Origin of the sequence: Chryseobacterium sp. WG23 (assembly GCF_024586575.1) — a bacterium.
In the GTDB taxonomy this organism is placed as follows: Bacteria; Bacteroidota; Bacteroidia; order Flavobacteriales; family Weeksellaceae; genus Chryseobacterium.
In genome coordinates, this window is the sequence record NZ_JALCZE010000001.1 from 385,849 (window position 1) to 409,427 (window position 23,579).

The window sequence follows — 23,579 nt, forward strand, 5'->3', positions numbered from 1 at the left end:
TTATTTAAAATTTACTAATATTATCTTCTCAGATTAATTTTCTCTCCTATTTGATCCACAGGTATATGGGCATCAAAAGCGGCTATTAGTTCTTTAGTTTTTTTTGCGGTATTGGAATTTGGATATTTTTTGATAAGTGCATTATATGCTTCTCTTTTATCATCATAAATCTTTCCTTCCTCGCTATCATATATCCGGTCACTGTCCATTCCCAGAAGATAATCCAGCAAGTAGTTGTGATAATTATCTTTTGCTTTCTTTATCAGTGGGCTTTCGGAATATTTATTTATAAAATTCTCCCACTCGATCAATCGGCCTCCCAATTCTTCCCAGGTAATCAAAAGTCCACCGTTCACGGCATAATTTCCCTTATTATCTTTTGCTATCTGTGAGATGTAGGCGGCATAATCAGGTGTTACCTTATTCTTGAAAACAGACTCATAATATCCGGGGCAATGAATGAATTTCCGTAAGTCCTTCTCCCATTTCCCTAAATTCAAGGCCTACCTTACTAAATTCGGCAGCCATTTTCTTTATATTATCCGGCAGATTATAGGTATCCGGTCCTGTATGATAATCAATATACTTGTCGAGTATCTCAGTTTGAGAATCATTAAAACATTCCGTGTATTTGTCTCTGATTTTCACATAATCTTCATACACTTTATTGTTCTGCTCCGGACTGTTTCCTGCAATTTCTTTGTCTATTTTAGTACGATACCATTGCAAAGCTGTAATATAATCCTCAGTCTTATTTTCTGAAGAACATGCTGTATCAATTGGTTTATACTGATCTTCCGGGGTTTCTTTTTTTGCAATTGAATCGTTTACCGGCTTTATGTCAGAAACTGCAGTCTCTTTTTTACAGGAAACTACAGCTGCCGACACTAAGCAAACTGCTATAATTTTTCTTATCATTTGCTGTCAATGGGATATTAATCCAGTTTTAAATCTGTTTTAACAGCTCCAATTTTGGCTTCTAATGATGTTAATTTGTCTCTGAAATCTGCTTCAGAAGTAACAGAATCTTTTACTGAAACATAAAACTTGATCTTTGGTTCTGTACCTGAAGGTCTTACGCAGACTTTTGTTCCATCCTGTGTGTAATAGATCAGTACATTAGACTTCGGAATATCATTCATAACCGTTTTTTCGTTCTTTAAAACATTAAAACTGGTCTGCTCCTTAAAGTCTTTTACCTCTTCCACTAATGAACCTGCCAATTCTTTTGGAGGATTTTCACGGAAGTTTTTCATCATATTCTGAATCTCTTCAGCTCCTTCTTTTCCCTTTCTTACAATGTTTACCAACCCTTCATAGTACATTCCAAGATCCTGATAGATCTCAATCATATATTGGTACATTGTTTTTCCATTCGCTTTACACCATGCAGCAATTTCACAAGCCACAAGGATACTTCCGCAAGAGTCTTTATCACGTACAAAGTCTCCCGTCATAAAGCCAAAGCTTTCTTCCCCTCCGCATACAAATTTTTGTATTCCTTCAGCTTCACGGATCATTTTTCCAATCCATTTGAATCCTGTAAGGCCTGCTTTGCATTCTACACCAAACTTCTGAGCGATGTCAAAGAAGATATCTGAAGTCACAATGGTAGATCCAATGAACTCTTTTCCGGTAATTCTTCCCTGTTTTCTCCATTCATTTAAGATATAGTAAGTAAGGATCGTATTCGTTTGATTTCCGTTCAGTAACTGCATTTCACCGTCAAGGTTTCTAACGGCAATTCCAAGTCTGTCACCATCAGGGTCTGTTCCAATCACAATATCGGCATTGGTAATTCTTGCCAGATCCATCGCCATTTCCAACGCAGCCGGCTCTTCCGGGTTTGGAGAATCCACTGTTGGGAAATTGGGGCTTGGGATCATCTGCTCTTTAACAAGATCTATTTTTTTAAATCCTGCTTTTTCCAAAGCTTTAGGAACCGTTGTATAAGTTGTTCCGTGGATAGAAGTGAAAACAATATTTAAATTTTCTTTTCCCACGTTCTGATAGGTAGAGTTTTCAATACATGCATCAATATACACATCATCCTGCTCCTCTCCGATCCATTCGATCAGATCATCATTTCCGTTGAATTTAATCTCTTCAAATTTTACAGAGTATACTTCATTGATAATAGCTTCGTCATGTGGCGGAACAATCTGTGCTCCGTCATTCCAGTATACTTTATACCCATTATATTCTGGTGGGTTATGAGATGCTGTCAACACAATTCCCCCATTACATTTTTTATCACGAACAGTAAAAGATAATTCTGGAGTAGGCCTGTGGTCTTTAAAAAGCAGGACTTTAATTCCATTGGCAGTCAAAACATCAGCAACCAGTTTTCCGAACTCTTTTGAATTGTGACGAACATCATAAGCAATCGCCACTTTAATTTCCTCTCCCTTGAACTGCTTCAGCATATAGTTGGCAAGCCCTTGTGTAGCCTGTCCCAATGTATATTTATTTAAGCGGTTGGTTCCTACTCCCATGATGCCACGCATCCCTCCTGTTCCAAATTCCAGCTCTCTGTAAAAAGAATCTTCAAGATCAGGCGAATTGCCTTCAATCAGTAATTGTACCGCATCTCTTGTTTCTTTGTCGAACGTATCATTTAACCAAAGTTGTGCTTTTTCTACTGTTGTCATATTTATGTCTAATTTTTTTAAGCTAGAAGTAGGAAGTTATATTGTGCCTCGCTTCAAAATTCTGGCTTTGTTTTTATTTATTTTATTTTTTATGTCTGAAGGAAAAATTTTCAATTCGGAAAACAAGAAGTTAAAAAAAACATCATTACTCCCATCTTTCAGCTTCTGCCCTCCAGCTACAATTACTCTAATTTTTTATTCTCAACTTTCGTTGTCTTATCAATTTTAAAAGCTCTGATCGGATCATTGTAATAGACCAATTTTGCTGTATTCTGCACATGTCCTTTTAAAGAATCTTTTACATTTACTTCAGCATAATTTCCATTTTTAGAATCAATATTCAGATTGGTAATTTTCCAGTAAGGGGCAATTAAACTTGCTGTATCTGAAATCTTAATCACTGCTTCTTTGGTTAATCCTAAAAAGTTGGCTCTGCTTCTGTTATGCATTTCCACTTCAGCCCTTCTTGTATTAACAGATCCCATAAAGGAAGCATTGTTTTTCATGCTAAGTCTGAAATTATCCGTTTTTATTTCACTTGAAATATTCATTTCTACAGAGTCGGAAACAGCTACTTTTTCAAGATTATATTTTGAATAAATGGTTACATTATAAAAATCTACGCCTTTTGTTCCTCTTTTCTCTTTGATACTAAGTGTTTTGTCGTTTACATCCACATCAAGATTATTGGCCACATTGGGATAGGTTTCTATTTCCACAAAATTTTTCGGGCCTCTGGCATAAAACACCCTGAATTTTCCTTCCAAATCCAGATTTACAAATTCTGAAACTTCCACATCTTTCTTCTCAATATTTCCTTTTGGAGAAACTTTCCCACAGGAAACCACTGCTACCAGCATCAATGTGTACAATACTTTCTTCATATTTATTTTTAAAATATTCTATATATTAATGGTAATGATCAGGCACGATCATTCTTACTGAATTTCCTGAGGTTATTTCATACCGGTTCAGGAACTCGCAATAATATTATGTAACAAAAATAGGATTAAAATTTTTAAAAAACTTTGTCATTTGACAATAAAATACCTGATAATTTTCAATTTTTCCGACTTTTTTGGAGCCAACCTATTCTTTATACCTTTTTGTATTCAGTTTTTATAAAACCAGGTTTTAGGATTTTTAGTCATTGAGAACAAAAGCAGATAATCACGGCTTATATAAGTAATCTTCATCTGCACTGTATCTTTTAAGTCATTATATTTCATTTTCAATATATTATTCTCCTTTTGATAGATTCCGCTATCATCCATTGAAGAAAAAGACCTGTCTTTGTGAAAAGTAAGAACCGCTGTTTTGTATTGGGAAATTTTCCCTTTTTGAATCAATGTACTTATCTGTTGTTTTTCGCCATCATATACATCAGCAAATTACCATGAACCAATGAGTTGGTTAGACGAACAGGAAAATAGGAGAAAGAAAACGGAAAGAAGTCTCAACTTTGTCATGTGATTATTAATTTCTGCAAAAATAAAAATACCTCAGAAAATTTCTAAGGTATTGTTTTGTTTTATATTCAGATTATACTTAGTCTCCCCAGATTTCAACGATCTTCACTTTTTCCAGCTGAATCTTTTCACCATCACATTCCGCATAAAGCTTAATATCCTTATACATAAAGGTGGGTACCAATACAATATCTATAGGCTTACCTGGGTGTTTTTCTTTGAAATTTTCAAATATTGTCATCAGCTCTGTATCATCAAATCCAATTTCTGCACTATATTTCTGCATCATAAAAGTAACATTGTAAGGAATGGCATCTTTTTTATAAACTTCGGCTGCTTTTGCCCCTATTAAATATTCTGATTCGCCATTATAATTCAGGCGGTAAATCTGATCAAAAGTATCTTTTCCATCATATGGATGAAGCCTGAAACGGTAATTGTACTTCTCTCTGTATTTGTCCCATAATCCAAAAGGAATTCCGTTTTTTGCAATTGTAGTTTTTATACTGTCAGGGACATTTATTGAAAATTTTTTATCAAAAAATTGTTCCTGAGTTTCATCATATTGTGGATGGGGTCTAAACTTATTTTTATCTACAGTGATTTCCTTAGCCTGCAAACGACAGACCTCTCTGCGGTGATGGTTCCCTGACAGCCACACGATCACAACACCACCAGGAGCTGCCCCAATCGTAATTCCATCATAAGTACTCTCTTCCCAAGGAAAGTCACCATTGCTATCCGGATTTCCCTGTATCATGAAACCTTCCCTAAACAATTGAAGCATCTTCTCTTTGGGTAAATCAGCATCTATCCGCCAAAACTTTTTCTCTGCATAACTTACATAGGTAAGATCCATATGTGATGGAATTGTACTGCCTCCCTGACCACCACTCTTCCCATCATATACCCATTTGGTATCTACAACTCCTGCTTTAGGAACTCCACATATTAATTCTTTCCTATCATCCGTTAATGTTCCGATATGTACCTCCACAGGATATTCCTTCGGTGCGGTCATCGTTACCCTATAAGAAAACTTTTCTTGTTGGCTGTTTTTTGCACAGCTTTCCCAAGCTAATACACTAAAAAAATAAAAAGTAGTATTCTCATTGTATCTTTATCCTCCCCAGATTTCAACAATCTTCACTTTTTCCAGCTGAAGCTTTTCACCATCACATTCCGCATAGAGCTTAATATCCTTATACATAAAGGTGGGTACCAAGACAATATCTATAGGCTTACCTGGATGTTTTTCTTTGAAATTTTCAAATATTCTCATCAGCTCTGTATCATCAAATCCAATTTCTGCACTATATTTCTGCATCATAAAAGTAACATTGTAAGGAATGGCATCTTTTTTATAAACTTCGGCTGCTTTTGCCCCTATTAAATATTCTGATTCGCCATTATAATTCAGGCGGTAAATCTGATCAAAAGTATCTTTTCCATCATATGGATGAAGCCTGAAACGGTAATTGTACTTCTCTCTGTATTTGTCCCATAATCCAAAAGGAATTCCGTTTTTTGCAATTTCAGTTTTTATACTGTCAGAAATTGAGATTTTGTATAACTCATCAAAAAAACCTTGTTGAGTCCTATTATGTGGATTATCATAAAAGTCATTAACATCTACAGTTGTTTCCTTAGCCTGCAAACGACAGATCTCTCTGCGGTGATGGTTCCCTGACAGCCACACGATCACAACACCACCAGGAGCTGCCCCAATCGTAATTCCATCATAAGTACTCTCTTCCCAAGGAAAGTCACCATTGCCATCCGGATTTCCCTGTATCATAAAGCCTTCCCTAAACAATTGAAGCATCTTCTCTTTGGGTAAATCAGCATCTATCCGCCAAAACTTTTTCTCTGCATAACTTACATAGGTAAGATCTATATGGGATGGAATTGTACTGCCTCCCTGACCCGCTTCAGCCCCATCATACTGCCAGCTCCCTGTCGTAACTCCTGCTTTAGGAACTCCACAGATCAGCTCCTTTTTATCATCCGTTAATGTTCCGATATGTACCTCCACAGGATATTCCTTCGGGGCGGTCATCGTTACCATATAAGAAAACTTTTCTTGTTGCCTGTTTTTCATGTTTAGCATATCATTTTTTTTGCATGCCTGCAGTAGGAATATACTGCAAAACATACAGAGCATATATATTTTCATTTATTTAATTTTCTTCCATTTTTTTCTTAACCCTGGGCTTATCTGATCATTCCTGAAATAAGAAAATTCATTAATATACCGTCCGCTTTCGTTTGCCATTTACAATATTAGGATAATTTTTCTGGGTAACAAGATCAGATCCCGACTGCCCATAAGTAGCATTCCAATGAAGGTAATGATTTCTCAGGAACTTGATTTCCCTGTTCTTTTTATCCGCTTCCGCATCATTACGCTTTTGACCTTCCAGCTGGCGCTGCTGCCATTCCAGAACCGCTCTTCTGTCGCCTGTAGCATGTACAACCGGAGGCTCTTTATACGCTTCCGGCTCTATAAATACTAAGGGAGGCCCTCCGTTAAAGGTATAATTTTTCAGCTTCTCTTTAATCCCTTCTAAAAATGCAGTATTACCGGGAATCCAATTGTTTTTGAAGTTTTTAAATTCTAATAAGGTTGTTTTGTTAATAGGAAGCTTTTTCATTTCACAAAAGTCGGCCATAATATGCAGAGAAATAAAGCTGTACTGGTTGCTGAGCTTTCTCTCCCCTTCCAGCCTGTAATTGTTAACATTAAGCCTGTAAAAAGGATCTTTCTTAATACTGAGCTCCCCTGGCAGAAACCAGCCCTTCCTGATGAGTTCTTCAGAAAGGGGGTATAGCGAGTCCTTCACAATAGTAGCATCAATTCTCTTCGGATTATCTGTCCACCCTTCCACATAAGCACCCCCTACATCGCAATGCACTCCGGGATAATGCAGCTCAATTCCTCCTTTTTTACCGCTATCAGGTGGCGTTTTGGCTACAGAAGAAATATCTACCAGGCTGAAATTAGCCCGGTGCTCATCTGCCGCGACCATATGTACTACATAATCTGCCCTGTTGACATCATTCAGCCCAAGATCTCCGGAATCATTCGACTGGAATAATCCATGATGGGGTACCGTATCATAAATCCCTACAAACCGAATCTGTATTTTTGCCTGCTCATCCATCAATCCCGCTTCAGAAAGCAGCTGTCCCAGATACCCAAAGGCAGGCATCATTCTATTGGCGTAAGACTCTGCTACAGTGTATCCAAACCTATCCTTAACAATAAAGCCTTCCTTCCAGGCTGTGGTATGTGCTCCGTAGCTTCCCTGTGTCACTACATGTACAAAGTGCCTGGCTGCCGCAGCTCCCCGGCTAAAGCCAAAAACATCAAATGTCACAGTCCCTATCACCTGATTGTTTTTATTAATATTCTTTAAGATTGTTGTGGCAACGTCTCCGATCGATTTTCTTACCCGATCCATAATTCCGGCAGATCCCATTCCAAAAGCAGGTCCCATCATCAGGTCATCTCCTCTATAATCACCTATACCTAATACATCTCCATAGTGTTTAGGAGCTGTATTGGTTCCCATCCCTTCAGTATAAATTTTAAAAATGGTTTTTGAATCTATAATATAGTTCTTAAATATGATCGCAGGATTAGAAAGGTCATTTTCGAAACTGGTCTCTCCTTTGGATGGATCATCATCCACAGCTCCTCCTTTTTTCTTATAGATTTTTTTGGCTTCAATATCGCTTATTCCGGATGCTTCTGCTTTCTTTACTTCTTCCTCCGTTACCTTTTGCCTTAGCTCCGTATTGTACATATTATTCAATGTACCATCCAGAAAAACTCCAAATGTATAGTTAACAGCTCTTTTTTTAGTTTTTACTTTAACTTCATTTTTACCTACCACTACAGGATTATTCGTAGGTTTTGGCTGATCAATATGTGTTTTCAGTTCGTTTTCTACCACCAGCTGTGTTTTCTCTTCCGCCTGGTCTATATGGTTTTTATATTCTATTTTTATATAGTATTCATGTTCACTTTCGTTTACCCAATCAGAATCATTCAGCTTTTTCTGGTATAAACTCAGCTGGTTAAAATATAAATAGGCATATCCCCTTTCGTTTATGGCGCTGCTTGTATAAGTATCCATGGCGCGGTCTCCGGTAGAATCATCTTCATAAACAGAAATTTTGAGTGTATCCCTTTTAGGAATATTGGCTGTTTTTATGCTAAGTTTTATTTTATCCAGATAACCTACTTTCCGTTTTCCAATGGCTCTTCCATTAAAATCCTGCCATTCTACAGATACTATTTTAGGGCGGTCTGCAAGAATGGTAAGATCAATAGAATAGGCATTCGGCCTGCCATTTTGTATAGCTACCGCAGTAAGCTTTACAGTTTTTCCAGCCAGGCTGATATTGAACTTAAAAACTCCGTTGGTATTTGTTGCCAACACTTTGCCACCATATTCTATTCTCCACTCTTTTGCATTTATTTTCTTGCCTCCTGAAGATAGCGAATAGGAGCAGCCTGTACCGGCAATTGGACGTGTGTCTCCTGTAATAACCATAGTAATCCAGTTTTAATTAGTTTTCATCTTTGTATTTATTTCTTGTTGAATACAATATACGTAAACAATGAACTTGTTCATCATTTACCTCTATTCTATACAATTATTTTTGATTCCTCACAGAATAAGCATCTTCATAAGAATTCACGGAGGTATTATCTTTCACAGAAGTAATTATTTTTTTAATTTTTTTATTGTCGTAATAATAGTTTCTTTTATAATTAAAAGCAGCATCCTCATACTTCCCCTGTACTTCAATTTCTTCTAATCCGTCTTTGCCTTTTTTTATTTTGGCTGATGTTATTGTTGAGCTTTCAGGTAAATAGGGAAGTCCATTATTTTTTGGGAAAATAAAATCACAGCCACTATATCCTTCTTTTGTTGATTTGCAATTTTCTTTAATTATACTTTCAATTTCCAAGTCTTTCTTTGTAAAATTAAAATTACTTACAGGAACTTCATCCATTGATAACAGATTTCCTGATACAATAATATCTGAAAGACTCGTATAGTAATTAATGTATCTAATGCTTCCTCCAGCTACTCTTTTTTTCTGTTTTTCATCATAGTTAAATTCTTTTACAATCAAATCGTCTTTATTACGGTTAAATATTATGGAATCATTCTTAAAAGAACTACCATACACTCTTGCATATTCAATGTGATCAGGATGAAAATAATACGTTGACAGGATCTCATTATTGCTTAAATGAATTACTCTATAATCATGTTTTTGAGATTTACAGCCGAGGTAAAAAAAGAACACGATAAAAAAATACAGACTATTTCTTTTTTTCATTAGGTTTCTTTTTTCTGTTTTTTAATTCTTTCCAAAAAATAGTTCCTAAATACACTGCTCTTGATTCCAGAGCAATAGTATCCTCAGTAGCGTATTTATTATTAGGATTTTTGCCCGGAGTATATTTTTCCTTGGGGGCATTAAAGGTAGCGCCTAATCTTTCTACACCCGTTTGCCATTTGGTATGATGTTCATCTGAGATTATCCATCCCATTGTATTCATATGAATTTCAAATTTTCCTGTTGAATATCTATCATCATCTGCTGAAAAAGCAGCCTGTTCTGCACCATCCCACATCGTAGCCCCATTACTGGGATCTTCATTTGTTGTCAATGAGCGGATGATTGCTGCCACCGCCAGCTGCATTTTTGTTTCATTTCTTTTTTCAATTTTTGTATTTCTGAATAAAACAGCCTGCTTACTATTTATTCCATAAGCAACCTTATTGATTTTATGCACAGAGGCTATTGCAAGCATTTCTGAAGCAAGCTCATCTTCAATACCAATATTACCTCTGTATGCTGAACTTTCGCCATATATAGTGGATGCTTTCTCTACAAACTTTTCATTTGAAATAAATGTCTCTTTCTCTTTTAATAAATTGGTTCCAACATTAATTCCTGACCATTTTTTATCTGCCTCCACCTTATCATATTCCTTCTGAGTAGTTAAATATATTTTAGTACTCTTTTCTAATCCGCCCAGGTACAGCCCTTCTTTAGTATAATAGATATATTCCGTATTATCCTCTTCCAAAGGCAGCAGCTGCGCTGCCACTTCCGGTCGTACATTATCTACATTTTGCTGATTGGGTTCTGCAGTTTGTCCATGAAATATAATTTCTATGCTGGGAGTTCCACTTACAGCGCAGGTAGCTTTACTGTCCTCAAGGAGAGCTTTTCCGCCATTATCTTCTATTGTGATATTTTCATAGTAGCCATCCCATTTTGTAACAGAAGGGGTGCAGGGATTATTATTCATTTTGGCACAGCTTCCGAAAGTATTTTTCTCAAAAGTTGCTCCAATGTCTACGTGGGTGGCCATTAATTTATCACTGCCGTCTTTATCGTTGATATACCGTTTACTCTGGGTTTTTACCATAAGCTTATCCGGGGCTGTTCCGAACTGGCACTTACAGATTGCTCCCTGGCAAACCAAATGTTTTTCACTCATCATTTTTTGTGTTTTAATGTTTTTTGTTCTGCTGTCTCTTTAATGCAGGGAAATATTAGCTTTATGAGGGATTTTTCTACCTTAATTTCTTTCACTATACTGCAAAGAATTCATTTTCAAAAACGGATTATTTTCTGTAAAAGTAATGTCTGACCAGCCAGCTGATTCAGATTTATGGTAGAATAGATTAAGCCTGCCAAAGGCTTCAGGGGACGAAAAGTGCCTGCATATTAATATTTTTTATGAGTTGGTAAATCAAAGATAAGCTTCCTGACGATATATTTCAATATAAATTTTAATTTCTTGATTATCATAGAATGTTGATAATGTTCCCGTTACCGAAAACACATTCCGGGATTCTTTATCCAGTTGGTAGTCAAGCTCTATTTTTCCTTTATCTTCATCCAGACTTATTTCGTCATAGCATTGATCTCCTTTAACCTGAATAACAATTCTTCCGCTGTCTGAAAAAGTTCTTTGCAATGAAAAAACAGTATCATAATAAACCATCTCTCCAAAAGAAGGAAAATAAAAATTCAGACGTTCTTCTTTCTGATAATCAGGATATGAATCATAAAGAGAAATAAAGAATATGGGATAAAATACATTACGCTGTAAACTTCCCACCCCGTTCTCAATATTTTCGTAAAAATAGTCATATGTTGTAATAAGCCCTTCTGCTGTTTCCCCCACATAATACTGTTGAATTCTTGGACGGTATATTTCATTCCATCGGGTTTGTATATCTTCAGCATTTTCAATCCGATCTGGTTTTCCTTTCTTGTTCAAAGACATATGTATCGGGTATAATGCTTTTCCAGCAGTTTCCATGATTTTCTCAACCATCAGATCCACTTCGTTATTATTTACCTGTAATTTCTGCCGGAAAATGGAAACCTTACGATCGTCAAACCTTTGAATATCAATAAGATAATCTATATTTAATTCTTGTGATTGTTGTGTGATCAGAACGCCATATGTAAGCATTTCAGATGCCTCGGGAATATCAATACGGGAAACCGGAAGTTGTTTTTCCTTCCATTTCTTGTATTTTTCTTTGGGAATATAAATACTGTTAATGTACTTGGGAAGTCTTTCCGGAAGCAGCTCATGCAGTGCACAGTTCCGGTTGTGAAATGAGATCAGTTCATTTTTAGAAATATCATATTCTTTTGAGAGAGAGTCAATATCTACCAAGTCCCTGATCTCTATTTTAATGCCGTCCATTGTTTTTATAATTTTTTCATCATTACGAATATCAGAAAATAAATTAACGGAATCAAAAAAAATACTCCTGAAAAGCATATTGCTCTTCAGGAGTATTAATATATTGGTCGTTCTTATTGAAATATTTTAAATCACATCATCAATATTATAATTCTTATGCTCACGGTTGGTTCTGATAATCATTTCTCCTAAGAACCCTGCCACAAACAGCAATGTTCCCATAATCATCATCGTTAACGCAATATAGAACCACGGATTATTGGTAATTAAATGCCCATAAATTCCTCTGGCAACATCAATAAGTTTTGAAACTCCCAGCCACAATGCAGAAATAAAACCGAAAATGAACATTACTGTTCCAACGGCACCAAAGAAATGCATTGGCCTTCCTCCAAAACGGCTTACAAACCAAAGGGTTACCAGATCCAGGAAACCTCTGATAAATCTTTCTGTACCAAATTTGGAAGTTCCGTAAGGTCTTGCCTGATGTTTTACTTCTTTTTCTGTAATTCTCCGGAATCCTGCATTGGCAGCCAATACCGGAATATAACGGTGCATATCTCCATATACGTCGATAGATTTTACCACCTGTCTTTTGTAGGCTTTCAAACCACAATTGAAATCATGAAGTTCAACTCCGGAAACTTTTCTTGCTGCTGCATTAAACAGTTTCGATGGGATATTTTTTGTCATCACATTATCAAAACGCTTCTTCTTCCACCCGGAAACAATGTCATAATTATCATTAATTATCATATTGTAGAGTTCCGGAATTTCTTCGGGAAAGTCCTGTAAATCTGCATCCATGGTGATCACCACATCTCCGTTTGTTCTTTCAAAGGCAGCATGAAGCGCCTGTGATTTTCCGTAATTTCTGGAAAATTTAATAGCGTGGATCTGAGGATACTGTACTTTTAAATTCTCAATAATGCTCCACGATAAATCCGTACTTCCATCATCTACAAACCAGATCTCATAAGATAGATTACCGGTTGTGCAGACCTTATCAATTCTTGAAAAAAGCTCTTCCAGAGAGTCTTCTTCGTTCAGTAACGGAATAACTATAGATAAATTCATTTAATTTTTAATAAAATTAGGCTTGATTTGTTTCTTCTGGCTGAATTGTTTTTGTTCTGAAAAACGCCCCGAAAAACACCGACAAAACTACGTAAAATATAAGAATTGCTGCAAAATATCCTGAAAAATGACTTGCGGTAAGCATATCTTTTCCTTTTACAGCCTCCGGGGTGAAGCTTTGTGACCTCTCTTTGTATTTCTGATCCAGCTCATCAATGTCCTTTTGATGTTTTAAAATCTTTCTCGCAGAAGTATATTCTGTATCCAATTCTGATTTTTGTCTTTGAACATATTGGTAATTTAACAGCTTTTTAGCATCCGTATCTGCAAAATTTAAGAAAGCATAAATACTGAAAATAGAAAGAATTCCTCCGATAAACATCGGAACAAATGCTCTCTTAAAAGCTTCTCTAAAACCCAGTTTATGGTTGTTCCAGTATGATTTTACAGACCAGAATGCTGTAGCAGCATAGATAACAGGCAACACGAAAGCATTGACTTTCAGCGAAGTATCAAAATAATTGATGCCTGAGAAAAATGAATACACTACAAAGAAAATGATCATTGTAGCAATAAAAAGTATAATTCCTAATGTTGATGGACTTTTCGTCATATTTAATTTTTTAAGAAAAAAGTTGAAAAATTATTTCCCTACATGTCAGCTGTTTAGCGCTATCACTGCATTTTTTCAACAAATTTTCTTTGATAAAGTTTTGAAGTTTATAAATTATTCCTACCTTTGCAACGGCAAGTCCTAAACAACCAGCTCCTGAGAATCCTCCAGGGTGGGAACGCAGCAAAGGTAATTGGTCGTAGCGGTGTGATTTAGGTAGCTTGCCATTTTTTTTTGGTTTAAGTTGAGAGAGGTAATTTGATAATTATCTTTTTTTGTTTTTAATACCTTACGCATCATTTTCTAATTTCAGATTACCCTTATTTTTTAAAATTCGAACTCCTCTCCCAGTTTTGGTAAAACAAGTTCTACATTTCTGTCTGCAAAATGCTTTAATGCACTTTCATGATTAATTTCAATTGCAGGGAAAGTATCAAAGTGGCAACCGATTACTTTTGGTGTCTTTAATAATTCTGCTGCTGCAAAAGAAGCTTTTCTCGGACACATCGTGTAGTGGCTCCCAATAGGAAGGATAGAAAGATCAATATTTCCGTATAATCTTGGGAACAGCTCCATATCAGCCATTACTCCTGTATCACCAGCCAAATAAATGTTTTTACCTTCAGGAAGTCTGAAGATATATCCTACAGGCACGCCTCCATAGCTTCCATCCGGAAAAGAACTCGTATGATGAGCCGGAACCATGGAAATTTTAAGATCGTCGATTTTTGCCGACCCTCCTAAGTTGACATCGTCTGTATTTTTTGCTGATTTAAAATACCCACATACTTCAGGAACTCCAATTATGGTAGCTTCCGGATAATGCTGCAACACTTCACCCACATCAGCAATATGATCACCATGAGCATGCGTCAACAGAATATAGTCGATTTTTTGGGCGGTAATGTCAAATCCTGACTCCGCTTTTTTGTAATTGTAAAAAGGGTCACTCAAAATTGTCTTATCCTTATAGGTGAACAAGAAGCAATTTTGCCCTAAGAATTGTATTTTCATTTTCAATTTAATTTTTAATTATTATTAAACATAAATGACTCAAATGATTTCACAAATAACTAATATAAATTTAGTGACATTTGTGAAAAGCATTCGTGCCATCTGTGTTCTTTAAATGTAAGAGCGATCTTCTTTATAAGATTTTCGCTTATTTTTACGGAAATTTATCTTCAATCAGCCTCAAGTTGATTCCATGCTCCAGATAAGCTTTACAGCCATCTAAAACCGTTGTAAAACCACCTGTATTATCATTGATTATTTTTAAGAGATCTTCGCCGGTCTGGCTGAATCCATAACTTTTAATGACAACAAGGGTTCCTTTTTCCATTGCTCTGAATTCATAATCTACATGCGTTGAAGGCTCTCCCCACTCCGTTTTAATCAGTTGGTTGGGAATAATCTGATGAACTTTCACTTCGGATTTTACGCCGTACATTTCCCATTCCCAGGCTACGGTTTTACCTTCCTCTAATTTTCCGGTAGATTTTGTAAACCAAAAATGAGTGGTTACTTCAGGATTGATGAATGCTTCAAAAACATCTTCAATCGGCTTTCTGATAAGCATTTGTGCTTCAACAAAAATTGTAGAACTCATGATAATATATTTTTAGATTTAGTGAAATAAATTAAGTCCTGCTGCTGTAAGAATTGCCATAATAAACGTCATAATACCCACCTGCTTCAGATACTGATCTAATTCTTTAGGTTCTTTTACCGACATGATACTTCTCCTTAATTTCGCAAGTGGAAATAACAGGATCATTACAATAAATACGTAATAGTTCTGAGCCTGTATAAACCCGTTAACTCCTAAAAATATAAGAATCAATACTAAAGGAAGCTGTAACAGGACCATTTCATAGATCATTGCATTTTTAAACCCTATCCTTAAGGCAAAACTATTTTTCCCTGATAGCTTATCACTTTCAATATCCCTCATATTGTTAAGGTTCAAAACAGCCATGCTCATCATCCCTACTGCCGTTCCTGGCAACAGCATATCCCAGCTGAAGGTTTTGGTAAACAGAAAATAGCTTCCGCATACAGAAACCAGCCCAAAAAAGATGAATACGAAGATGTCTCCCAACCCCATGTATCCGTAAGGTTTTTTACCTACTGTATATCCAATGGCAGCTAAAATACTTGCAACTCCCAATCCTATGAAGATATAGAATTCATTCATATAGTCCGGGATGAAAGCTACATATAGCAAAGCGATTGTAGCAATGAAAGACAGTGCTGCAAAAAGAATGACCGCATTTTTCATCTGTTTGGCAGTAATTTTCCCTGATGCAACAGCTCTTGATTCCGCTTCATTGATTCTCCTGGCATCTGTTCCTTTTACTCCATCGCCATAATCATTGGCATAATTTGACAAAATCTGGTATAAAAGTGTTACCAAAAGTGCCAGTGCAAAAATTTTCCAGTCCCAGATTCCTCCTTCTCTGTAAAGCCTCCATTTTGCAATAAAAGCTCCCATAATAATTCCGCTTAAGGAAAGCGGTAGTGTTCTTAGCCTTGCGGCTTTTATCCAATCAGTCATAATTTGTATAATGTAAAATGTATGATGTACAAAGTAAAAGTCTAATGTGTTGAATCATTAATACATTTTACGTTGTACTTTTTACAGTTTATGATATCCATTGATCTTCTCCGAAGTTCGGTTTTCTTTTTTCAAGGAAGGCATTTCTTCCTTCTTTTGCTTCTTCCGTCATATAGGCAAGACGTGTAGCTTCACCGGCAAAAACCTGCTGCCCCACCATACCATCGTCCGTAAGGTTCATTGCAAATTTCAGCATTCTGATAGAGGTTGGAGATTTTTCTAATATTTCCTGTGCCCATTCATAGGCAGTATCTTCTAATTCCGCATGGGGAACCACTTTATTAACCATTCCCATTTCAAGAGCTTCCTGAGCAGAGTAATTTCTTCCTAAGAAGAAGATTTCACGGGCTTTCTTCTGTCCAACCATTTTAGCAAGATAAGCTGATCCGTACCCACCGTCAAAACTTGTTACGTCAGCATCTGTCTGCTTAAAAATAGCATGCTCCTCACTTGCTAAAGTCAGGTCACATACTACGTGAAGAGAGTGTCCTCCGCCAACAGCCCATCCCGGAACAACCGCGATAACTACTTTAGGCATAAAACGGATCAAACGCTGAACTTCAAGAATATTCAAACGGTGTCTTCCGTCTTCTCCCACATACCCCTGGTGCCCTCTTGCTTTTTGGTCTCCACCGCTACAAAAAGCCCAGCCTCCATCTTTCGGACTTGGCCCTTCTCCTGAAAGCAATACCACACCTATAGAAGGATCTTCATAGACATCATAAAAAGCATCGTATAACTCTGAAGTTGTTTTGGGTCTGAAAGCGTTACGTACTTCCGGTCTGTTAAAAGCAATCCTTGCTACTCCATTACATTTTTTATAGGTAATATCTTCGTATTCTTTGACGGTTTTCCACTCAATCATCTTGTAAAAATTTTTCCCAAAGATACGGAATTACAGAGAATTTTTGGAGTGAAATTTAGGGGTCTCTGCTACAAAAATAAGGATTCTTCAATCCCGGAAAAAAACAAAACCGGAACATTTCTGCTCCGGTTTTATTATTATTTTCTTAAAGCTATTATTTTGCTTTAGCACTAAGCTCAGTTTCTTTAGCTTTCATTTCTTTTACTTTATCTATATTTTTAGTTACAACATAGATTTCTTTAAGTGCAGAAACGGCATCCAGACTTTGAGGTGCAGCTTTGTACCATGCTTCAGCATAAGGTAAAGCTTTGGCAAATCTCTCTTTTCTTGCATCAATCAGTTTGGTAGCTTCATCCGGCTTGTCTTTTCTCAAAGCATTGATCTCTGTTACAATCTTAGAGTCGTCCCCAATAGTTGTATACACAAGATTTTGGTGTGCTTCTGCCATGGTAGGCTTAAGCTCTACTGCTTTTTTGAATGATTCAATAGCATCTGCTGTTGTAGCTGGATTTTTAGACTGCATTACTCCAAGGTTATACCAGTTTGTTGCATCAGTAGGGTTTTTAGCCAACTGTTCTTTTAGAGTTCCCATAAACTTTTCCGTGTTTCCAGACTGGAAATAAGCGGAGCTTTGAGATTCTTTAAGCTTAGCATTATTAGGGAATTTAGCCAATCCTTTTTCTATAATAACAAGAGCTTCATCAGTTTTCTTTGCATTAAGAAGCAATGAAGTTAAAGTTTCATACAGATCCGGTTCTATACTTTTAGACTGTTCAGTTTTAAAATCTGAATAATCAGTATTTTTTTTCATAAGCTCCCAGGTAGCCTTATCTAAATTAACAACCTGTCCGGATTTCTTATCTTTTGCAGTATAAGTAGTCTCCACTCCGGTAAATCCGGAATTGATAAGATCAGTATATATTTTAATTGCAGGATCAGTATTATTTGCCAATGCATGGCTAAGCCCTGCATAATACATATAGATCTTATTATCCTGACCATTAGCCTTCAATAAGTCATAAACTTCTACAAACTTAGGGGCTGCAACTGCATAATTTTTTGCATTATAGGCCTCCATAGCAGCTGTATTAGCCGCCTGAAGCTGAGCGTTTACATCTTTTTTCTGTCCAAAAGCAAAAGAAGATGCTACGATAGCTATACCTAAAATAAGTTTCTTCATAATAACTATTTTATATTAATTGTACAATTTATTCTTCAGAATCAGAATTCCCATTTTCCTCTGCCGGAGTTTCATTTTCAGCCTGAGGTACTTCATCATTTTCCTGGTTATCAGTTACAATTTCTACTCCTTCTGTTCCTTCTTCAATTTCTTCTTCTACATCTTTATCCATTTCTACTTTTGCAATTGCTGCAATTTCGTCATTCTTCTTAAGGTTAATTACTTTCACTCCCTGAGTATTTCTACCCATTATTCTCATTTCATCCATTCCCATTCTGATAGCAACTCCGGATTTATTGATGATCATCAATCCATCTTCATCTGTTACATTCTGAATAGCAATCAGGTGTCCTGTTTTTTCGGTAATGTTTAGGGTAATAACTCCTTTTCCTCCTCTGTTTGTAATTCTGTAGTCTTCTACTGCAGTTCTTTTTCCGTATCCTTTTTCAGATACTACAAGTACTGTTTCGTTCTCCACATCATTCACAACAATCATACCAATTGCCTCGTCTCCTTCTTCAAGAGCAATTCCTCTTACCCCAATGGATCCTCTACCTACTTCTCTTACTTTTTCTTCAGGGAAACGGATACACTTACCGTTTTTAGTAGCGATCATAATCTGGGAGGTACCATTTGTAAGGTAAGCTCCTAATAGCTGGTCATTATCTCTGATCTCAATAGCATTCACCCCATTTACCCTTGGTCTTGAATAGGCTTCAAGTGATGTTTTCTTAATGGTACCATTTTTAGTTACCATCACAACGCTCATTTGGTTTACATATTCAGAATCTTTAAGGTTATTGGTTCTGATATATGCTTTGATTTTATCATCCGGTTCAATGTTGATAAGGTTTTGTACCGCTCTTCCTTTTGAAGTTTTAGAACCTTCAGGAATTTCAAATACTCTTAACCAATAACATCTTCCTTTTTCTGTAAAGAATAGCATATACTGGTGGTTGGTAGCAGAAACAATATACTCCAGGAAGTCTTCATCCCTTGTAGTTGCCGCTCTGTTTCCTACACCTCCTCTACTTTGAATTTTATATTCTGAAAGTGAAGTTCTCTTAATATATCCTGCGTGAGAGATCGTAAGAACTACAGACTCATTTGGAATAATATCTTCAATAGACATTTCTCCTCCTGAATAATCAATCTCCGTTCTTCTTTCGTCACCATATTTTTCTTTGATTTCAAGCAATTCTTCTTTGATAATTTCGAATCTTCTTGGCTCATTCGCTAAGATATCTTCCAAATTCTGAATTTCTTTCATAATGGCATCATACTCATCACGGATTTTATCAAGCTCCATTCCTGTTAAACGGGCTAATCTAAGATCCAGAATTGCCTGAGCCTGAATTTCTGAAAGCTCAAATGCTTCGATCAGGCCTTCTTTTGCTCCCTGAGGATTGGCACTATGACGGATGATAGCAATTGCTCTGTCTAAGGAATCCTGAGTTCCTATCACCTTCATGAATCCTTCTAAGATATGAGCTCTTTCCTTCGCTTTTTTAAGCTCATACTGAGTTCTTCTTACAATTACTTCATGTCTGTGTTCCACAAAGTGATGGATGATATCTTTAAGATTCAGCTGTTCCGGTCTTCCGTGTACCAAGGCAATATTGTTAACACTGAAAGAAGTCTGAAGCGATGTATATTTATACAATAAGTTCAGGACAACATTTGGAATAGCATCATTTTTCAATTCATAAACAACACGAAGTCCGTTTCTGTCTGATTCATCTCTGATCTCGTAGATCCCAGGGATTTTATCATCTTTAACAAGTTCTGCAGTTCTGGCAATCATTTCCGCCTTGTTCACCTGATAAGGAATCTCAGTTACAATAATCGCATTTCTGTTTCCAATTTCATCAAAGCTTACTTTAGCTCTCAAAACAACTCTACCTCTTCCTGTATGGAAAGCATCTCTTACCCCGTCATAACCATAGATAATTCCACCTGTAGGAAAATCCGGAGCAATGATATGCTGCATCAGCTCATCAATTGTTATTTCTCTGTTATCAATATATGCACAGATGGCATCTATAGATTCTGATAAGTTATGAGGTGCCATATTGGTGGCCATACCTACCGCAATCCCTGAAGTTCCGTTTACCAAAAGATTAGGAACCTTAGTAGGCATTACTGTTGGTTCCTGTAGACTGTCGTCAAAATTATTCTGAAAATCAACTGTTTCTTTATCAAGATCTGAAAGAATCTCATCAGAGATCTTCTTTAATCTTGCCTCAGTATAACGCATTGCTGCCGGTGGATCACCATCCATTGAACCGAAGTTACCCTGCCCGTCCACTTGTGGATAACGCAAGCTCCAGTTCTGGGCCATTCTCACCATTGCATCATACACAGAGGAGTCTCCGTGTGGGTGATATTTACCTAAAACATCCCCAACAATTCTTGCAGATTTTAAATATTTTCTATTAGAAAAAACCCCTAATCCATACATACCGTAAAGTACTCTTCTATGAACGGGTTTCAAACCGTCTCTTACATCCGGTAACGCTCTTGAGACGATAACAGACATCGAATAATCGATATAAGACGATTTCATTTCATCAACGATGTTGATAGGAATCAGTCTTTCTCCTTCTTTTTGCATAAACAAATTTTATTATAATGATAGCCAGACCTTTAGCTGTATGTCTGAAAATTATTTATTTCGAATTTTTATTAACGGGCTAATTTACGAAAAAATTGCCGATTTTTGTGGTAGAATTTATCCAAAAAATCTTAAAAATTCATAAAATATGAGCATATTAAGTATAACTTTCCACTGTACGAAAAATAATCTCGAGGAATGGGAAAATTATATTGATGAAACACTGGTGGTAATGACTGAAAACTTGATGGATGTGAACAAATATATCCTTTCTGAAGTACACAGTGATTATATTGAAGACGGGAAAAATTACAACCTTCTTTTGATCTTTGATAATGATGAACTCCGAAATGATTTTATTGAAAGTGAATTAAAAAATATAGCTGAGCGCGTTGAAACAAAATTCGGTCAGGAAGTTATCATCTTCAATACTTTTTTAAATCCTAAAAAATCCAGATTTTAATATCAATAAATAGAAAAAGACTATACTTATTTCTATTCTGAACATAAAAAAAGAGGTTATTGTTTTAACCTCTTTTTTTCTTCATTATCTATGATGGCCATGACCGCGACCTTTATGATGGTGACCTCGACCTCTATCTTCATAAATATATACTTTTTTTACCTGGCCGGGAGCATAATATCTTGCACTTCCTCCATACACTTTTTTCGCCTGCCCTGGTGGAAGCCTTCTTCCGTGATGCTCATGAACCACACAAGATGTCAGCATCAGCATAACCACACCTGCTCCCATCACTTTAAACATACTTTTCATTATTTTCACTTTTTCAAACTTAGTTGCCAAAAGATAACAAGGTTAATGCCAAATTGTTCGAAATTCCAGATTCCGGATATAAAGTGTAAACCCTAAAATAGATAAAACGGTTTTATAGGTGCTCGTATTTCATTAAATTATTTCACTCCTTTTCTCAAACATGATCAAATCTTTCCATTCCCCGTTGAGCTTTCCTATTTTTTTACGAACCCCCACTATTCTGAAGCCATTTTTCTGATGGAATTTAATAGACATTTCATTTTCAGGGAAGATATTGGTCTGTAAAGTCCAGAATCCGTGATCCTCGCTATCCAAAATCATCTTTTTAAGCAGTACTGATCCCAATCCCTTCCCCTGATAGTCTGTATCGAAATAAATACTCACTTCTGCAACTCCTTTGTAACATTCTCTTTTACTCACCAGCTTCAAGGCACACCATCCTACTATTTCATTATTCTCATTTTCCAATACCCAGCGACAGGCATTAAAGTATTCCATATCCCAGGCTTCCACAGTAGGAATTGCTGTTTCAAAAGTGGCTATACCACTGTCAACTCCCTGTCTGAAAATCTCAAGTACCCGGGCCCCATCATTGGGAAGCATCTCTCTTAGTTCGTAATTCATTCTGTTTAATGGTATTTTCTTTTATTTTTTCTTTTGATTCTTGTATAATGAGTCTGCTTGCTTTTCTCATCTTCAGAAACCACACTTATGTTTCCGTCAACTTCCAAGACAGACAGTTTTACCTTTTTTATTTGGTCAATACCATGTTCCCTGATTGCTTCTTCCAGTTCACTTTCGGTAATTTTCACTCTATTCAAGGCTATCTGATCTACAATTCCATCCTTGATAAGTACTACCGGATCATCTTCCATAAATGTTTCAAAGGAGCGGTTGGAAAACATGAGTCTTTTTAGCAAAAAATTAGCCACAAACAAAACCAGCGCTGCAATAAGTCCACCCTGAAGTGAAGTATCCGGTCCCACCATTGCATTCTGAACGGCATTGGAGATCAGCAGCAATAAAACAATATCCCCTGCATTAAGCTGAGATAATTGATTTTTTCCAAATAAACGGATGGCGATCACCATGAAAAGGTAAACACAGAGAGAACGGACTACGACATTAAGAATAGGATCCACAGCTATTTTTTATCTATTCAAATGTATTAATTTTTATTATCCCTTATTATAATTGAATTGATTTTTTCTACCCTTAAAGAATAACAAACGGATTTCCTTTTTTTTAATGATGAACTATTTTAACCTATCTAAATGTTTTGATTCTAAAAAATAAGCCATTATAAGCAGTAAAAACATAGTACCATCTGATATGAACTGTACAGGCCACTGATCAGGATAAGAAAACTCCGGATCAAACAGGGCTGTTCCCGGAAATAAAATAGACATTGCCTGCGTTATCCAATAAAGACTGGCAAAGATGATTGACAGTCTGAAAACAGCCCATTTATCGTCTTTCTGAACCCAAATAAACCACAATGACAAGAGTCCAAGTACTGCAACTACAAAATCATGGAGTGATGAACAGTAAAAAAGAAACCCATAGGGATTGTGAAGCACGAATGCTTTATTTACAGGGTACATTGGAAGTAATCCATGGAAAATGGAAAACATTGGTTTTATTTTCTATCATGAATGGTAATAAACGTTTCAAAGAAATAAAAAAACAGCATTCCTAAAATCAGTGGGAAAGTTTTAGCAAAGGAACTAAGAGACCTGGAACAAAATAAACTTATTAACAGAACTATTCAGAATGATTTACTTACGATCATTGAGTACACTCCTACCCGGCATACCACTACATTAAGATCTGTATTTATATCGATGATCGATTGGGGGAAAATCCACAGAAAGAAAATTATTGAAGATTGGTAAGCTCTATTATTATCTTGCTGAGCAGCAATCTCAATCCATAAGATTAATAGAAAAACCGCTT

General features: G+C 36.3%; 24 protein-coding genes, 1 other RNA gene and 1 pseudogene. 4 read left to right on the forward strand and 22 right to left on the reverse strand.

Going from position 1 to position 23,579, the window contains the following annotated elements:
- Positions 1-20: 20 nt before the first annotated feature.
- From MP477_RS01765 to MP477_RS01820, 12 genes and pseudogenes are all read right to left on the reverse strand, one after another.
- Positions 21-500 (reverse strand): hypothetical protein, encoded by a 480-nt coding sequence (locus MP477_RS01765; protein ID WP_257188918.1) that lies wholly within the window; start codon positions 498-500, stop codon positions 21-23.
- On the reverse strand, positions 439-888 hold the full coding sequence (locus tag MP477_RS01770; RefSeq protein ID WP_257188919.1) for a hypothetical protein: 450 nt from the start codon (positions 886-888) through the stop codon (positions 439-441). Before MP477_RS01770 ends, MP477_RS01765 begins: the two co-directional genes overlap by 62 nt.
- A 47-nt stretch (positions 889-935) precedes the next feature.
- Positions 936-2,651 carry a phospho-sugar mutase gene (locus MP477_RS01775; RefSeq protein WP_230035442.1) on the reverse strand — a complete coding sequence of 572 codons (1,716 nt, stop codon included), beginning with the start codon at positions 2,649-2,651 and terminating at the stop codon, positions 936-938.
- A 182-nt stretch (positions 2,652-2,833) separates the two neighbouring features.
- Positions 2,834-3,535: a GIN domain-containing protein gene (locus tag MP477_RS01780; protein WP_230035438.1), complete on the reverse strand. Its 702-nt coding sequence runs from the start codon at positions 3,533-3,535 to the stop codon at positions 2,834-2,836.
- Between the two features lie 664 nt (positions 3,536-4,199).
- Positions 4,200-5,165 (reverse strand): annotated as a pseudogene (locus tag MP477_RS01785) (DUF2931 family protein); the annotation flags it as partial.
- Positions 5,166-5,240: 75 nt separating this feature from the next.
- Entirely contained in the window at positions 5,241-6,221 is a 981-nt protein-coding gene (locus tag MP477_RS01790) for a DUF2931 family protein (protein WP_257188920.1), read from the reverse strand.
- 145 nt (positions 6,222-6,366) lie between these two features.
- The gene (locus MP477_RS01795; protein WP_257188921.1) at positions 6,367-8,682 is read right to left on the reverse strand and encodes a DUF2235 domain-containing protein; all 2,316 of its coding nucleotides are present in this window, start codon (positions 8,680-8,682) and stop codon (positions 6,367-6,369) included.
- A gap of 103 nt (positions 8,683-8,785) precedes the next feature.
- The gene (locus MP477_RS01800; protein WP_230035430.1) at positions 8,786-9,481 is read right to left on the reverse strand and encodes a hypothetical protein; all 696 of its coding nucleotides are present in this window, start codon (positions 9,479-9,481) and stop codon (positions 8,786-8,788) included.
- Positions 9,465-10,658, reverse strand: coding sequence for a DUF4280 domain-containing protein (locus tag MP477_RS22720; RefSeq protein WP_306552693.1), 1,194 nt, complete (start codon positions 10,656-10,658; stop codon positions 9,465-9,467). Before MP477_RS22720 ends, MP477_RS01800 begins: the two co-directional genes overlap by 17 nt.
- Positions 10,659-10,910: 252 nt before the next feature.
- Entirely contained in the window at positions 10,911-11,882 is a 972-nt protein-coding gene (locus MP477_RS01810) for a hypothetical protein (protein WP_257188922.1), read from the reverse strand.
- Between the two features lie 126 nt (positions 11,883-12,008).
- Positions 12,009-12,959 carry a glycosyltransferase family 2 protein gene (locus MP477_RS01815; protein WP_257188923.1) on the reverse strand — a complete coding sequence of 317 codons (951 nt, stop codon included), beginning with the start codon at positions 12,957-12,959 and terminating at the stop codon, positions 12,009-12,011.
- A gap of 16 nt (positions 12,960-12,975) precedes the next feature.
- Positions 12,976-13,572, reverse strand: coding sequence for a DUF4199 domain-containing protein (locus MP477_RS01820; RefSeq protein ID WP_230035424.1), 597 nt, complete (start codon positions 13,570-13,572; stop codon positions 12,976-12,978).
- Positions 13,573-13,704: 132 nt separating this feature from the next.
- Here MP477_RS01820 and ffs point away from each other — a divergent pair.
- Positions 13,705-13,802, forward strand: an RNA gene (ffs, locus tag MP477_RS01825) — signal recognition particle sRNA small type.
- Positions 13,803-13,899: 97 nt separating this feature from the next.
- Here ffs and MP477_RS01830 read toward each other — a convergent pair.
- The 6 genes from MP477_RS01830 to gyrA form a co-directional block, all read right to left on the reverse strand.
- On the reverse strand, positions 13,900-14,586 hold the full coding sequence (locus MP477_RS01830; RefSeq protein WP_084083939.1) for a metal-dependent hydrolase: 687 nt from the start codon (positions 14,584-14,586) through the stop codon (positions 13,900-13,902).
- Between the two features lie 154 nt (positions 14,587-14,740).
- Complete coding sequence (locus MP477_RS01835; RefSeq protein ID WP_257188924.1) at positions 14,741-15,181, reverse strand: SRPBCC family protein; 441 nt, start codon at positions 15,179-15,181, stop codon at positions 14,741-14,743.
- Positions 15,182-15,199: 18 nt separating this feature from the next.
- Complete coding sequence (gene menA / locus MP477_RS01840) at positions 15,200-16,129, reverse strand: 1,4-dihydroxy-2-naphthoate octaprenyltransferase (protein WP_230035418.1); 930 nt, start codon at positions 16,127-16,129, stop codon at positions 15,200-15,202.
- Between the two features lie 88 nt (positions 16,130-16,217).
- Complete coding sequence (locus MP477_RS01845; protein ID WP_047495817.1) at positions 16,218-17,054, reverse strand: 1,4-dihydroxy-2-naphthoyl-CoA synthase; 837 nt, start codon at positions 17,052-17,054, stop codon at positions 16,218-16,220.
- Positions 17,055-17,208: 154 nt separating this feature from the next.
- Complete coding sequence (locus MP477_RS01850) at positions 17,209-18,234, reverse strand: hypothetical protein (protein WP_257188925.1); 1,026 nt, start codon at positions 18,232-18,234, stop codon at positions 17,209-17,211.
- 28 nt (positions 18,235-18,262) lie between these two features.
- Positions 18,263-20,848, reverse strand: a complete 2,586-nt coding sequence (gyrA, locus tag MP477_RS01855; protein ID WP_257188926.1) for a DNA gyrase subunit A — start codon at positions 20,846-20,848, stop codon at positions 18,263-18,265.
- A gap of 148 nt (positions 20,849-20,996) precedes the next feature.
- Between gyrA and MP477_RS01860 the strand changes: the two genes are divergently transcribed.
- Positions 20,997-21,311: a DUF4286 family protein gene (locus MP477_RS01860; RefSeq protein WP_230035412.1), complete on the forward strand. Its 315-nt coding sequence runs from the start codon at positions 20,997-20,999 to the stop codon at positions 21,309-21,311.
- A gap of 84 nt (positions 21,312-21,395) precedes the next feature.
- Here the strand turns inward: MP477_RS01860 and MP477_RS01865 are convergent, their stop codons facing one another.
- The 4 genes from MP477_RS01865 to MP477_RS01880 all read right to left on the reverse strand — a co-directional run bounded on the left by MP477_RS01865 (position 21,396) and on the right by MP477_RS01880 (position 23,257).
- Positions 21,396-21,623 (reverse strand): hypothetical protein, encoded by a 228-nt coding sequence (locus tag MP477_RS01865; protein WP_257188927.1) that lies wholly within the window; start codon positions 21,621-21,623, stop codon positions 21,396-21,398.
- Between the two features lie 132 nt (positions 21,624-21,755).
- The gene (locus tag MP477_RS01870) at positions 21,756-22,247 is read right to left on the reverse strand and encodes a GNAT family N-acetyltransferase (protein WP_230035408.1); all 492 of its coding nucleotides are present in this window, start codon (positions 22,245-22,247) and stop codon (positions 21,756-21,758) included.
- Positions 22,248-22,252: 5 nt separating this feature from the next.
- Positions 22,253-22,765: a YetF domain-containing protein gene (locus MP477_RS01875; RefSeq protein WP_257188928.1), complete on the reverse strand. Its 513-nt coding sequence runs from the start codon at positions 22,763-22,765 to the stop codon at positions 22,253-22,255.
- Positions 22,766-22,879: 114 nt separating this feature from the next.
- Positions 22,880-23,257 carry a hypothetical protein gene (locus MP477_RS01880; protein WP_257188929.1) on the reverse strand — a complete coding sequence of 126 codons (378 nt, stop codon included), beginning with the start codon at positions 23,255-23,257 and terminating at the stop codon, positions 22,880-22,882.
- Here MP477_RS01880 and MP477_RS22790 point away from each other — a divergent pair.
- Positions 23,206-23,322 (forward strand): winged helix-turn-helix transcriptional regulator, encoded by a 117-nt coding sequence (locus MP477_RS22790; protein WP_373567396.1) that lies wholly within the window; start codon positions 23,206-23,208, stop codon positions 23,320-23,322. The genes MP477_RS01880 and MP477_RS22790 overlap by 52 nt on opposite strands.
- 37 nt (positions 23,323-23,359) lie before the next feature.
- Positions 23,360-23,518 (forward strand): winged helix-turn-helix transcriptional regulator, encoded by a 159-nt coding sequence (locus MP477_RS22795; RefSeq protein ID WP_373567397.1) that lies wholly within the window; start codon positions 23,360-23,362, stop codon positions 23,516-23,518.
- Positions 23,519-23,579: the final 61 nt, after the last annotated feature.